Origin of the sequence: Bacteroides sp. (assembly GCF_052357945.1) — a bacterium.
GTDB lineage: Bacteria > Bacteroidota > Bacteroidia > Bacteroidales > Bacteroidaceae > Bacteroides.
This window is the reverse complement of sequence record NZ_DAWCXD010000121.1, coordinates 1-14,805: the sequence shown is the minus strand read 5'-3', so window position 1 is coordinate 14,805 and position 14,805 is coordinate 1. Positions and strand designations below refer to the sequence as shown.

Annotated in this window: 6 protein-coding genes; all 6 read left to right on the top strand. The window is 37.5% G+C overall.

From position 1 onward, the window contains the following. Positions 1–5: 5 nt before the first annotated feature. The 6 genes from hepC to ACT8YW_RS17645 all read left to right on the top strand — a co-directional run bounded on the left by hepC (position 6) and on the right by ACT8YW_RS17645 (position 14,573). Positions 6–2,060 carry a heparin-sulfate lyase HepC gene (hepC, locus tag ACT8YW_RS17670; RefSeq protein ID WP_444106483.1) on the top strand — a complete coding sequence of 685 codons (2,055 nt, stop codon included), beginning with the start codon at positions 6–8 and terminating at the stop codon, positions 2,058–2,060. 23 nt (positions 2,061–2,083) lie between these two features. Continuing rightward, on the top strand, positions 2,084–4,225 hold the full coding sequence (locus ACT8YW_RS17665) for a surface glycan-binding family protein (RefSeq protein ID WP_444106481.1): 2,142 nt from the start codon (positions 2,084–2,086) through the stop codon (positions 4,223–4,225). 18 nt (positions 4,226–4,243) lie between these two features. Next, on the top strand, positions 4,244–7,390 hold the full coding sequence (locus tag ACT8YW_RS17660; protein WP_444106479.1) for a SusC/RagA family TonB-linked outer membrane protein: 3,147 nt from the start codon (positions 4,244–4,246) through the stop codon (positions 7,388–7,390). 13 nt (positions 7,391–7,403) lie between these two features. Next, a complete protein-coding gene (locus ACT8YW_RS17655) occupies positions 7,404–9,095 on the top strand; it encodes a RagB/SusD family nutrient uptake outer membrane protein (protein WP_444106477.1) in 1,692 nt (563 codons plus the stop codon). A 107-nt stretch (positions 9,096–9,202) separates the two neighbouring features. Beyond that, the gene (locus ACT8YW_RS17650; protein WP_444106475.1) at positions 9,203–12,133 is read left to right on the top strand and encodes a chondroitinase family polysaccharide lyase; all 2,931 of its coding nucleotides are present in this window, start codon (positions 9,203–9,205) and stop codon (positions 12,131–12,133) included. Between the two features lies 1 nt (position 12,134). After that, a complete protein-coding gene (locus ACT8YW_RS17645) occupies positions 12,135–14,573 on the top strand; it encodes a glycoside hydrolase family 95 protein (protein WP_444106473.1) in 2,439 nt (812 codons plus the stop codon). Positions 14,574–14,805: the final 232 nt, after the last annotated feature.

The window sequence follows — 14,805 nt, the reverse complement described above, 5'->3', positions numbered from 1 at the left end:
AAAATATTCTGGGGGCAGGAGAAGGAGGAAACATTGAGTCACTTCCTAATAATAAACCGAATGATGTACTTAACGCAAGGCTTTTTGAAGTAATCAACCTTGATTATCCAGGATTGGAAAAAGTAAAATCATATTATGAAGCAAACGAATATTACTATGCTGCATATGAATTATTAAAATATTATCGGAACAGATCCGATATCAACAATCCCAATATAAATCTGATTAATCCATCAATAACAGCTTTTGAGCAAAATATAGCAGATCAAGCATTGGATAGTCGTTTTTATGTGCGCAATTTCAAAGAGTCAGTAGATGCTAATGGAAATGAGGTTTATTATTCATTTAAAAAAGATGGAAAAATAGACTGGAGTTATATCCCTAGTGGAATGACAGATCAGGAATTTAAATCACAAATCCATCGTCACCAATGGATGCTTCCCCAAGCCAAAGCATACAGAGTCAATCAGAATGAGAATTACATTTCTTCTTGGATAACAGTATATAATGATTGGTTAAATACATTCCCCTGCCCCGAAGGTACCGTAGATAAAGATGCCGTGCAGTGGTATGGGCTTCAACCTGCTGAAAGGGTATTGGACCAGATTAATATTATGCCTCATTTCATCCAATCAACGAATTTTACTCCCGAATGGCTTTCTACTTTCCTAACTGCATTGGCAGATGAAGTGGAATGTATTCGCAAGAATTATTTCACGGATGGAAGTAATATCTACGTAACTCAAGTACAAGCTGTTACAACTGCAGGAATGTTAATGCCAGAATTCAAGAACGCCACAGAATGGTTGAATGAAGGTTCATTAAAAATCAGCGAGCAAGTAACAGCACAATTTCTTGCAGATGGAGTACAGGTAGAATTAGATCCCAGTTATCATATAGGAGTTGTTAATGACTTATATAGTATTTATAAACTGGCCCAATTGAATAACAAACTTAGTTTGTTTCCTTCTAATTATACAGAACTCCTTAAGAAAGCCGCCCGTTTCGTAGTGGATATTATTTATCCCAACTACACTATAGATAATTTCAACGACACGCGTTCTGTTTCATGGACTAAAAACGTATTACTGAAAAACTTCAAGAAATATATGGAAATGTTTCCTGATGATAAAGAAATACAATGGATGGCAACTGAAGGAAAACAAGGGACGAAACCTACAGAACTGGTCCAAATCTATGATGCTTCGGGATATTATATGCTACGTAGCGGATGGGAAAGCAATGCAACCATGATGATTCTGAAGAATAACAATAATCCGGAAAACAAATGGCACTGCCAAGCTGATAATGGAACATTCGGGCTTTACCGGAACGGTCGGAATTTCTGCCCGGACGCAGGGGTATACACATACGGAGGAACATCATCCAGCAATGCCGATCGTGCAGCATTTGCAGCAACAAAGATGCATAATACAATGACAAGAGAAGAAAAGGATATAGCAAAAGGTTATATGAGTGGAAAATTTTTGAAACAAGAAACTAAAAAAGGTACTAATATTCTCGTTACAGAAAATAAATCTTATAGTGATTTAACACATCGCCGTGCTGTGTTCTTTGTAGACAAGACCTTCTTTGTTCTTGTAGATGAAGGTTATGGAGAAGGTTCCACTCCTTCTGTGAATTTGAGCTTTAATTTATGCCCGGACACCAAAGACGTAGCGATTGACGATGAAAGTGCAAACTACCAATATGGAGCTCATACCTTATTTACAGATAACAACAATATGCTATTCAGAACATTTGTTGAAACTAAGACAGGTTACAGTGCTACCAATAGCACCGCCTATACTTCGAATAAAATAGAAGAAAAGACCCAACGCAGATTTTATCGGGTAAATATCACAAAACCTGAAAATGGCGCAGCACGTTTCATCACTGTGATTTATCCATTCAAAACAGAAGCTGATTTTGAAAAGATAAATATTGATGCCAAATTCATAGATAATACAGAAACAAGCGCAGGTACATTCCATGAAAATGGTGCCGCAGTTGAAGTTACTATCGATGGACAAAAGTATGAGTTATCCTATACATTATAATTTAATTAATATATCTAAGAACAATGAAATCTAATTTACAAAACCTGACTTCAAGATTCTTTGCAATCTTAATGGCAATAGGGTTATGTATCACAGGCATCTCTTGTACAGATCCTGAGACTACGGACTCTACGAAGTTTGCGATCTACTATGCCGGCGTTACTGACATAGGTCCCTCTATGAATTTTAATATGTCCGGGCCTACTTACATCGGAGGTACTCCCTCAGACTTTGCTATTACTCGTGTTACCCTCAATGGAGAAGTATATGAAACGAGTAGCTTTCAGATTTCAGATCCAAGCACAGGAGCCATAAAGCTAACTGATACTGATAATTTACCTGTTGGTACTTATTGCATTAGCATATCTTGTATATCTAACGGCAAGTATTATGAATTCAAGGATATAATAACAGTGAATATGCTGGCACCGGTTCCAGATGGTATATCGGTAGATCCTAGTGAAGTTACAGTTGATTTTGCAGACATTCATAAAGAATCAGCCAGTGCTCAGGTAAAGACAGAAGAAGGAACCCATGTACACATTAGCAAGTATGAAATCATCCAAGAAGAAGGAAAAGAATACTTTGCCATTTCCAAAACCGGAAAAATCACGGTTAATGACAAGTACGAAGGAGAAATACTCCCTGGTAAATACGTATTGAACCTGAAGTTAACAACAGAGGCAGGAGCCGGTATTTATGAGAATGCAGTTACATTCAAAATCATTTCCAGTCCTCTCACGCTAACATATAATCCCAGTTCTGTGAAAGTGGAAAAAGATGAAGCATTTACATCTAGCGTACCCACTCTTAAAGGATCGACAGATGGACTGACATATAAGATTAAATCTATTTCACCTGAAACATCTGCCATCACTATAGATGAACAAACCGGTGTTATTACACTTGCTGGTAACAATGGACTGGAGATCGACAATAGTTATAGTGTAGTCGTTACAGCAACTAATCAATACGGTAGCAAAGATTTCGATGAAACTCCTTTTGTTATTAATATAGTGGCATTTATCAATCCTATCACCAAGCTTCAATATGCTAATCAAGAAAAGGTACAAGGTGTAGCATTTGAATTTACTCCGGAAGATGTGGATGGAGACGAACTTACATACTCATTCGTTGATTTGGACTCCCGATTGACCGATAAACTGAATATAGATCCGGTAACTGGTGCTATTTCGGCTAAGAAGGGTAATTCAATAGAGGTAGCTACATACACTATTACAGTAAAAGCCAAGAACAACAAGAGTGAGCAAACAGCGACCTTCACATTGAATATTTCCAAAAATCCTAATAGTTTTACATTCATACGCTATGGAAACAATTTGGGACTTACTCCTGAAGAGAATTATGCAGATCAATTTGATTATGATAAAAAAGCGACACTCTTGGCTGCAAAATTAACTCCGAAAACAGATATTCCAGAAGGACGTCCGGTTAAATGGGAAGTTAAGATACAAAACACAACCGCATTAAGTGGTACTACTATTTCAGAAACAGGAGAACTTTCATTTAGTGAAAATAAGTGGAATAGTAATTATGGTGTTAGTGTGCTCTTTGTCACTGCAACAGTAGGTGAAGGTGAAGAGGCTGTCTCCAAAACTGTACCTGTCTTTATACGACAAAACAAAGACAAGAACGATATATTCGTTGAATATACTCCATTCGCTGTGAAAATGAATCCTGCTAAGGGTGGTACGACGCCAGCTCCAGTAGTAAAATTAAGTGGTTCACCTTATACAGACTACACCAAATTCCTGATGGACTATCGTAGAGATTTCTATTATTACAGCTTCATAGGAGATCATGTTGACGGAAAACAATCAACTGCAGGTAGTTTCATGTATGGCTTATGGACAACATATTATAATACAATAGGAAAAACGCCTAATTATAATGCCAGAGGTCCTATGTCTTACTATGACAATTCTCAAAACACGAACCAAGCTTTGGGATATGTTAATAACAAAGATTTATCTGTTGTTATCAATCCGGGCAAATGGAAAGATATGGAAGGAGTATATGCCAATGGTGTATTTATCGGAAGAATGTCTTTCGTCACTGACGGTACACAGAAAGACCTTGCAAATGACGATACAACCAAAAACCAGATATTCCCATTAGCTATTTGGTTTGATGAAAGTTTCTAATTTAAATCTAATATAAATATGTACAATATAAACTTTAATACATTGAGCAAAAGAGGGTATCTTACCCTCTTAGCTCTCTTGATTGCAATCACTGCGTTTGGCCAGGAAATCACTGTAAACGGTGTGGTTATCGACGAAACGGATACTCCGCTAATCGGAGCAACAGTTCAAGTGAAAAACTCTCAAAAAGGGGTAGTTACAGATTTTGATGGAAAATTCTCTATTAAAGCCAATAATAATGCAACATTAATTATCAGCTATATTGGTTATAAGAATCAGGAGATTAAAATAAAAGGTACCAAAAACCTGAATATCAAAATGGAACCTGACAATGCAATGCTAGACGAAGTCATTGTGGTTGGCTACGGTAGCATGAAAAAAAGCGACCTGACTGGCTCCGTTTCTTCTGTTGCAGCTAAATCCATAGAAGGTTTCAAAACAGGTTCCGTAGTGGAAGCTCTTGGAGGTCAAATTGCAGGTGTGCAAATCACTCAATCGGATGGTACTCCCGGTTCAGGTTTTGACATCAAGATTCGTGGTGTCGGCACGGTAAATGGAGACTCTTCCCCACTTTATATTGTCGATGGTTTTGAAGTTGGTGATATTGATTATCTTGCAAACTCTGATATCGAATCAGTTGAAGTTTTAAAAGATGCTTCCGCTTCTGCTATTTATGGTGCACGTGCAGCCAACGGTGTTGTTTTGGTTACAACCAAATCCGGTAAGGAAGGAAAACCTGTCATTACTTATAACGGTTCTGCCACTTATCGCAACATTCCAAAGAAACTGGATATGCTTAGTACATACGAGTTTGTAGCATTACAGGTGGAACTCAATCCAACTAAATATGGTACAACTTACTATCAGGAAGGAAATGATTCTGATGGAAATCCCTACCGTCATCAAACACTGGAAGACTATCTGACCGACCCGGGTATCGACTGGCAAGGCGAATCTTTCAAACCGACTTGGTCTCAAAACCATGATTTTAGTATCAGTGGAGGTACAAAAGAAACTAAATATGCTGCTTCATTCTCACATTTCGATGAAAATGGTATTTTTAAGAATAGTGGTTATAAAAAGAATTCAGCTAAATTACGTATCAATCAAAAGATTAATAAATTTATTACTTTCGATGCTACTATCAACTATGCAAATACTGTAAAAGAAGGTATCGGTACTTCAGGAACAGGAGGAACACTGAATATGCTATCCAACATTTTGCGTTTCCGTCCTACAGGAGGTAATAGTGTTACTAACGAAGAGCTGTTGAACTCCGTTTTTGACCCATTGGAATTAAGTGAAAACGCAACTTACTCACAAATCAATCCGATTAAACAAGCAGAAGCTGTAAAAGACTGGAGACAAGCAGAATTGTGGGGAGCTAATGCCTCATTAAGTATTCAGTTGATGAAGAATCTCACTTTCAAAGCCGCAGCGACTTACAATACAACTAATACAAGGAGAGATATCTTCTATGGCGCAGAGTCAAGTCAGGCATACCGTAGTGGAGGTGTTTATGGTTCTACACAAATGCAGAAAGACTTGCGTTGGCAGAGCAGTAATACATTAACTTACAAACATAAAATCAATAAGAAAAACTCATTTGATGTTATGTTGGGACATGAGTTCGCATTCAGAAGCTCTGAACTTTTATATGGACAAGCTAAAGATTTTCCATTTGAAAATCTTGGTAACGATAACCTTGGAATCGGAGCTACCCCTAGTAGTGTATCCACTTCAAGAAGCGATAAAAAGCTATTATCATTCTTTGCACGTGGAAATTACAACTTTGATAACCGTTATCTATTTACAGCAACAATTCGTGCTGATGGTTCTACCGTATTCTCTGCAAAAAACAAATGGGGATATTTCCCATCATTCTCTGCTGCATGGCGTATATCTGAAGAGAAGTTCATGAGAAATATCACTCCAATATCAAATTTAAAACTTCGTCTTGGATGGGGTACAGTAGGAAATGACCGTATCACAAACTATTTGTCAATGGACTTGTATACATCAAGCAAATATGGAGTAGGTCAACAACTGGTTACAGTACTAAATCCTAAACAGTTGGCAAACAAAGATCTGAAGTGGGAAGGTTCTACTACCGCTAACTTAGGTATTGATGTAGGTCTTTTTGAAAATCGCCTGAATCTGACAGCTGATTTCTTTCTAAAAAACACAAAAGACCTGTTACTTGAACAAAAATTAGCTTATGTAACCGGATTCAATTCTCAATGGCAGAATATTGGTAAAATAGAGAATAAGGGTATTGAATTGAACATCAATTCTACTAACATCAGAACCCGCAATTTCTTATGGCAGACCGATTTCAATATTTCGTTCATTAAAAATACATTGAAAGCATTGCAAGACGGAACATCATACATACAGTCGGCAACTAAATTCAACAGTAACTTCAATGGAAATGACTATATTTCAATTGTGGGTTCTTCTCTTGGACAAATGTATGGATATGTTTTCGATGGAGTATATCAAACATCTGACTTCAACATGTTACCTGATGGAACAATGCAACTGAAACCTGGAATTGCAGACATAAGCCAACATGCAGGAAAAACAGTTGAACCAGGTATGGTGAAATATAAAGATATAGATGGAGACGGTGTCATTACAACAGATGACCGTACAACTATTGGAAATGGTCAGCCAGACTGGTATGGAGGTATCACCAACACCTTCAATTACAAAAACATTGATTTCAGTTTCATGCTCCAGTTCCAATATGGTAATGATATTTATAATGCGACCCGTATGTTTAATACACAATCGCAAGACGAACGCAGTAACCAACTGGCAGAAGTAGCTGACCGATGGACTCCGACTCATGCTTCCAATCGCGTTCCTTCTGCTAAAGGGTATGTGAAATATGAATTATACTCACGCTTCATCGAAGACGGTTCATTCTTACGCTTAAAGAATATCACATTGGGATATACTTTCCCCAATAAATGGACAAGAAAAGCATACATTAACCGTCTGCGTGTATACGGTACGGCACAGAATCTATTCTGTCTGACTAAATATAGCGGCTATGACCCGGAAGTGAACATGAAAAGCAGCCCACTTATGCCCGGGTTTGACTGGGGAGCTTATCCTAAGAGCAGAGTATTTACATTTGGTGTAGAAGTTCAATTCTAAACAGAAAAAGACAATGAAAAATTTCAAATACTACTTGTGCACATTAGCTTGTGCAATCGCAGTTTCATCCTGTTCGCTAGATGAAACCAGCTATACAGAGATTGAGAAAGGAAACTATATGAATAATGCAACAGAAGCAGAAAATGTGCTTTTGGGTGTATATCGTAATATGGTTCAGGATGGCATATATGGTTTCCATTTATCGCTTTATTTCACCATCCCCAGCGACATTGCTAAAGTAACGGGTAATAGTACTGATGGACTTCGTCTTATTCCATCAAACGCTTATACCAGTTCCCAAACTGAAATCGCAACTACATGGGCAAACCTATACAATGCTATCTATAGTGCAAACGATTTTATCGAAACTTTGCAGCAAAAAATAGGTACCTATGACGAAACTAATTATAAAAAGGCAGCAGTTTATATGGCGGAAGCACGTTGTCTACGTGCCCTATACTATTTCGAAGTAGTCCGCTGGTTCGGACATGTAGCATTGATTACTAATACAGAACAGTCCAGACAACATCCATCTACTTTCACACAAGCTGATCCTGCAGATGTATATAAATTTATAGAAGCTGATTTGCAATATGCCATTGATAATCTGCCATATGCAATAGATGATAATATACGTTCCGATAATAGCTTCCGCCTTTCCAAAGGTGCGGCATTAGGATTGTTAACCAAAGTATATGCCACTTGGGCAGGTTATCCCGTTCATGATACAAGCAAATGGGAAGATGCTGCAAAAACTGCAAAAATTCTAGTTGAGTCCGGCAAACATCATTTACTCGATGACTACGAACAATTATGGAAAAATACCTGTAATGGCGTTTGGGATGAAGAAGAAAGCTTGATTGAAGTAAGTTTCTATGCTCCTACTGTTACCGGAGTATCAGCCAATGATCCTTGCGGACGTATAGGAAAATGGAACGGAGTACAAGCAAGTGGTATTAGAGGCGTTCGTAATGCTGGCAACTGGCGTGTCATTCCTACCTTTTTACGCGACTGGAAAGATCGTGAAAGCGATAAGAGATGGGAATTGTCTTTTGCGGATTATAAATATGGTAAGGATACTAATACCGGTGAAGATGGAGTGAAGATTGTGATAAACAATAGTGGTAATATTGAAGACGCCATCAAAGATGATGCTAAAGATGCATTGAAGAAATCATACGTTGATAATGTATGTCCGAGAAAATGGGATACAGAAAACTACGTTAATAGTGCCAACTACCTGATCGATGCCAATCTTTCCAACATCAACTGGTATATATTGCGCTATGCTGATGTATTACTTCTATACGCAGAAGCCTTGAATGAATGGAAACAAGGTCCGACAGATGATGCATATAGAGCCATTAATATGGTACGTAGACGTGGCTTCGGGCTTCCGGTAGATACAGACAACAGTAAATCGGATTTATCCGGTATGTCTTATGAAGAATTCCAAAAAGCCGTACGTAATGAACGGGCTTATGAATTGGCATTCGAAGGACACCGCCGACAAGATTTGGTTCGTTGGGGAATTTACTACGAAAGCATCAAACAGACAGCTCAAGACTTGGTAAACTGGTATAGTGGTGGCGATGAATATTATGTATGTGTTGACTACACCAAGAAGAACAAAAACGAGTTACTTCCTATACCACAACAAGAGATGGACTTGTGTACTCAGTTTAATCAAAACCCTGGATGGTAACTAATTGTACCTCCATATAGTAATGAAAGCGTTACAGAGAAAAAGCTCTTTTTTCCTGTAACGCTTTCATCAAAATTATTCATTTATCCCCTCACCTTCCATATATCATGAAAAAGAATATTTGTATAATCGCTCTTCTTGTATCATTTATTACCAGCCAATCTGCTTTTTCTCAAATCTATTCATTTGAGGATAACAAAATCCCCGAAGATTGGAGCATAAATAAAGGTACGCTTAATATCTCTGCTGAAAAATACAAATTAGGTAACCAATCACTCCAAATCAACTGGAAACAAGGAGCAATCCTTACCCTTCAATCACCGTCCGGAATTTCTGAAGCTTGCCAAAATAAAAACGGAGGGATTAATGTCTGGATTTATAACAAATTTCCCATCAATGAACATCTAATTTTCTCATTCAAAGATACTAATGAAAAAGAAGTCTGCCGATTTCCTTTCCTACTCAATTTTAAAGGCTGGCGGTGTATTTGGGCCAAATTTCAAGGAGATATGAATATGTCACCCAAGAGTAATATAAAGTCTGTTGAAATGCAATTCCCACAAGAGACAAAAGAAGGGGTCATTTTCATTGATTTTTTAGAATTCACACCAAAAGTTTCCTGGCAAAATATGTCAGATGCGCAATATAAGGTTAACCGTAAGGATTATAGTTTAGTCTCTGATTTCGTAAGCTACAGAAACACCACACCTCAAGTAAAGAAAATTATTACTGCTGAAGATCAACAAATAAAGATTATCGCAGACAGACTTACGACATGGTATCTCGGAAGCGGACAACAATCATCAGACAAATGGATAAAGATGAGAGAAGACAATGAAGAAGTATTTATCCGAACCGGTCTCAAAGCTGCGCAGAAAATTAAGATACAATATAATGAAGACAATACCCCCAAAGCAGAACCCCTGTTTCCAATGGGTGCCCCTACTACTATAGAAGGACAACAATTGAAGAAATTCCGTACGATTAATGAAAACATACTGCTTCCATTGGCACTTGACTATCGAAAAAATCAAAACGTTCAGAGTCTAAAAAAAGTGCTTTATATTTATGACTGGTTCAACGATCAAGGCTGGGCAGACGGTAGCGGGATGGGGACTTTATGCTTTGAGAAACTACGAAGTTCCGGCTATTTCCACTCTTTTTTTCTGTTAAAAGAGCAACTTTCTCCCGAGTTATTGGAACGTGAACTTCAAACTTTAAACTGGTTTACAATGTTTGGTACATGCTATCAAACTCCGGCAAATGCCGGAGAGGTAGCAGATAATCTACGGGCACTGGCTATTCCCAAACTCATTTATGCATTATCTATTAACGATAAACAGAAAAAGCAAGTCGCACTGACCGCGTTTAAAAATTATATGGATAATGCTTTAGGAATAGCTCCCGGATTTTTCGGAACATTCAAACCAGACTTTTCCGGTTATCATCATAGAGGACCCTATAATAGTGCCTATTATCCTCATGCACTTTATGCAGGAGCATTAATAGCCTACTTATTACATGACACTCCTTATGCATTATCCGAATCAACTTTACATAATCTGAAACAAAGCTTATTAACTTTTCGTTTCTTCTGTGCAGGTTTAAATGTACCTGCCGGAACCGTAGGGCGTTTCCCCAAAGGACAACAAATTTTAGAAACACTGTTACCTGCATTTGCTTATGTATCTTTATCATATAAGGAACCAGACAAGGAATTAACAGCTGCTTTTAAACGAATTCTGGAGTCTGGTAGCAATAGACAAGCTATAACAAACTACGTAAGTAATGTAAACTCCAACCTCGCATATACCAGCACAGTAGGAGAAATTGAATTATTAACCCAATTGGCATCTACTTCCATTTCCAAAGAAGAAAAAGTCAATGGGACATTGTTTATGCCTTACTCCGGTCTATTGATTGCCAAAGACAGTTTATTCCATTTCAACATAAAAGGATTCAGCCGCTATATTTGGGATTTTGAGTCTTCAGCAACAGAAAACACAAAGGGACGTTATTTATCCTATGGTCAAATAGAATATTTTGATTTAAAGAATAAATATAAGTCTTTCAATCCGGAAGAGAGTGATTTCGACTGGAACTATATCCCTGGGGCTACTACAAAAGTATTACCGGAATATGTATTGCAAGATAAAGGCGGATCAAGTTCCGGGCATCGCAATTTTTCAGACGAGACATTCCTCACGGGTATCCATGGTTCTAAAAAAAGCGCAATGTTTTCTTTCAGAATGCATGATATTACTTATGACAATTCCTTCCGGGCCAACAAGTCCGTTTTTGTATTTGAAGACTTTTTGCTCTGTCTGGGATCAGATATCCAAACCAAAGACAAAAGATACCCTACAATTACAACATTATTTCAATCATTTGATAAAAACACAAGTAAAGAAAGAATAGATGAAGGGTATATTCTCACAGATCCTTCACTCATGTATGTAGTAAAAGGAGGAGCTGTACGGACTCTTTGCGAGGGAACCCACACAAGAGCCTATATAGAACATGGAGCACCAGCTATAGACGCTAAATACCAATACTACATACTAAAGCAAAAAGATAAAAAAACAGCTAAAAGACTTTTATCAAATCATAGTCCGATAGAGATAGTAGCTCAGGATAATGATGCACATATCATTCGTCACAAAACGGCAGGTATCATTTGTGGTGCCTTATTCAACCCTCTGAAAACATATACCGAACAACTGGTTACTCAAGTAAATATTCCTCTCTCTTACATATTAGAAAAAGAAGAAGAGAACGATTCTTTCAGACTTTCCATCTGCGAACCGGATATGCGGAGAGCATCACGTGCACACATGGGTTTACTAACCGAAGAAGATGTTGTACAGGAAGAAAAAGCTTTCAATACACAATTAACAATCAATGGAATATATAATGTTAAATGCCTTCAAAAGTCGATAAAGGTATCTCATGACAAAGAGAAAGATAAAACTTATGTAACCATCTCCACTATCCGGGGAGAAAACTACACTCTTTTATTACATCAAACCAATATCTGATATGAAACATAGATTAATAACATTACTGCTTATTTGCTTTTATATATTAGATTCTAATGCTCAGAGTGACCTGACATTATGGTATAAATCACCTGCAAAAGTATGGGAAGAAGCATTACCTGTAGGCAATGGTCGTCTTGGAGCCATGATTTTTGGAGAACCCCAAAAAGAAAGAATACAGTTCAATGAAAACACTCTCTATAGTGGGGAACCTGAAACACCAAAGGATATAAATGTAGCATCTGATCTTGGGCATATACGTCAACTGTTTAACGAAGGAAAAAATACAGAAGCGGGAAATATCATACAACAAAAATGGATCGGCAGACTTAATGAAGCTTACCAGCCTTTTGGAGATCTTTATATAGAATTCGCTTCCAAAGGAGCGATCACTGATTACATCCATTCGTTGGATATGAATAACTCTATTGTCACTACTTCTTATAAACAAAATGGCATAGCAATAAGAAGAGAAGTATTCGCTTCGTATCCGGCACAGGCCATCATTATTCACCTTAGTGCTTCTAAACCAGTATTGAATTTCACTGCCCATTTAAAATCACCGCATCCTGTAACCCTAGATTCCGACTCGCAAGCTATTTATCTGAAAGGACAAGCTCCTGCACATGCCCAACGAAGAGATATAGAACACATGAAGCGTTTCAATACTCAACGATTGCATCCGGAATACTTTGACCAAACGGGACATGTCATACAAAAAAAGCAAGTAATTTATGGAAATGAACTGGGTGGAAAAGGTACCTTTTTCGAAGCATGTCTCCTTTCAAGCCATAAAGATGGGAAGTTAGTGATAGAGAACAACCAATTCATTGCGCAAGATTGCAGCGAGGTTACATTGGTATTATATGCTGCTACCAGTTACAATGGACTACACAAAAGTCCGAGTAAGGAAGGTAAGAACCCACACCAAGAAATTAATAATTATAGAAAAATAAGCGAAAAGCACTCGTATAAAAAGCTAAAAGAAGAACATATTACTGATTATCAGTCTTTATTTAAGCGGGTATCTTTCAACCTTCATACGAACAAACAACTAAAAAATACACCTACAGACCAACGACTAAAATTCTTCAAGAAAAAAGAGGATCAAACACTTATCACACAACTATTTCAATTCGGACGATATTTAATGATAGCCGGTTCACGTGGGGAAGGACAACCTCTAAACCTGCAAGGATTGTGGAATAACGAGGTATTGCCTCCATGGAATTCGGGATACACTCTGAATATCAACCTGGAAATGAATTACTGGCCGGCAGAAGTCACTAATCTGTCTGAATGCCATCAACCATTATTCAAACTCATAGAAGAAATTGCAGATAAAGGAAAAAATCTGGCACGCGATATGTATGGTTTGAATGGTTGGGCTGTCCACCATAACATTTCAATATGGAGAGAAGCCTATCCATCAGACGGATTTGTATACTGGTTCTTTTGGAATATGTCCGGCCCTTGGTTATGTAATCATATATGGGAACATTATTTATATACCAAAGACATAGACTTCCTGAAGAAATACTATCCTATACTAAAAGGATCAGCAACATTCTGCTCGGAATGGCTGGTAGAAAACAGTGAAGGAGAATTGGTAACCCCAGTCAGTACTTCCCCTGAAAATGCTTATCTTATGCCAGATGGTATTTCTGCATCTGTATGCGAGGGAAGCACAATGGATATAGCAATTATCCGTTCTTTGTTTTCAAATACAATAAATGCATCAAAAATACTTCAGACAGACCCTCTATTCTGTGCAGAATTAACCCAAAAAGTAAACAAATTGAAGAAATATCAGATCGGTAGTAAAGGGCAACTTTTGGAATGGGATAAAGAATATATGGAGAATGAGCCCCAGCATCGGCATGTATCACATCTCTTCGGATTATATCCTGGATGCGATATTACAGATAATACTCCAGAACTCTTCGATGCCGCACGAAAATCTCTAAACGCCCGCGGCAATAAAACAACTGGATGGAGCATGGCATGGAAAATTTCTCTTTGGTCTCGTTTGTACGATTCTTTAAAAGCTTATGAAGCATTAAGTAATCTAATCAATTATGTTGATTCTGACACTAAAGCTGAAAATCAAGGAGGTTTATACCGTAATCTGTTAAACGCACTACCCTTTCAGATCGATGGAAATTTTGGAGCAACAGCCGGTATTGCTGAAATGCTATTACAAAGCCATAAGGGAAATATCCATCTACTTCCTGCTTTACCTCCTACATGGAAAAAAGGAAATATAAAAGGCTTAAAAGCAAGAGGAGGATTTACTGTAGATATGGAATGGGAAAAAGGTAAAATAACTGTAGTATACGTCACTAGCCCGTATGAACAAACCACTAATATTGTCTACAAAGATATGATAAGAAAGACTCATTTCAATGCAGGTGAAAGGAAAAAGATTTCATTCAAATGATAAAATATAGGGCTGAAATCCACTTTAAAAGGACATACTTGACAAAATTAATAGTTTTTTCAACAAAACTAATAGTCTAAAATCTGTTTCAATGTCCTTTTCAACATTCGTATCATTAAAAATAAAATAGTTCGCCTACTTTTGCATCAGTACAAAACTTCTAAAAACAATCACTTAAAATGAATAACATGAAAAAGAAACTTGTTCTCTTTGCTTCGGTTAGTATTGCACT

Excerpts from the sequence above, each read along its gene's own strand:
- ACT8YW_RS17650 (WP_444106475.1), top strand. The coding sequence starts at position 9,203 with ATGAAAAAGAATATTTGTATAATCGCTCTTCTTGTATCATTTATTACC.
- ACT8YW_RS17655 (WP_444106477.1), top strand. The coding sequence starts at position 7,404 with ATGAAAAATTTCAAATACTACTTGTGCACATTAGCTTGTGCAATCGCA.
- ACT8YW_RS17665 (WP_444106481.1), top strand. The coding sequence starts at position 2,084 with ATGAAATCTAATTTACAAAACCTGACTTCAAGATTCTTTGCAATCTTA.
- ACT8YW_RS17645 (WP_444106473.1), top strand. The coding sequence starts at position 12,135 with ATGAAACATAGATTAATAACATTACTGCTTATTTGCTTTTATATATTA.
- ACT8YW_RS17660 (WP_444106479.1), top strand. The coding sequence starts at position 4,244 with ATGTACAATATAAACTTTAATACATTGAGCAAAAGAGGGTATCTTACC.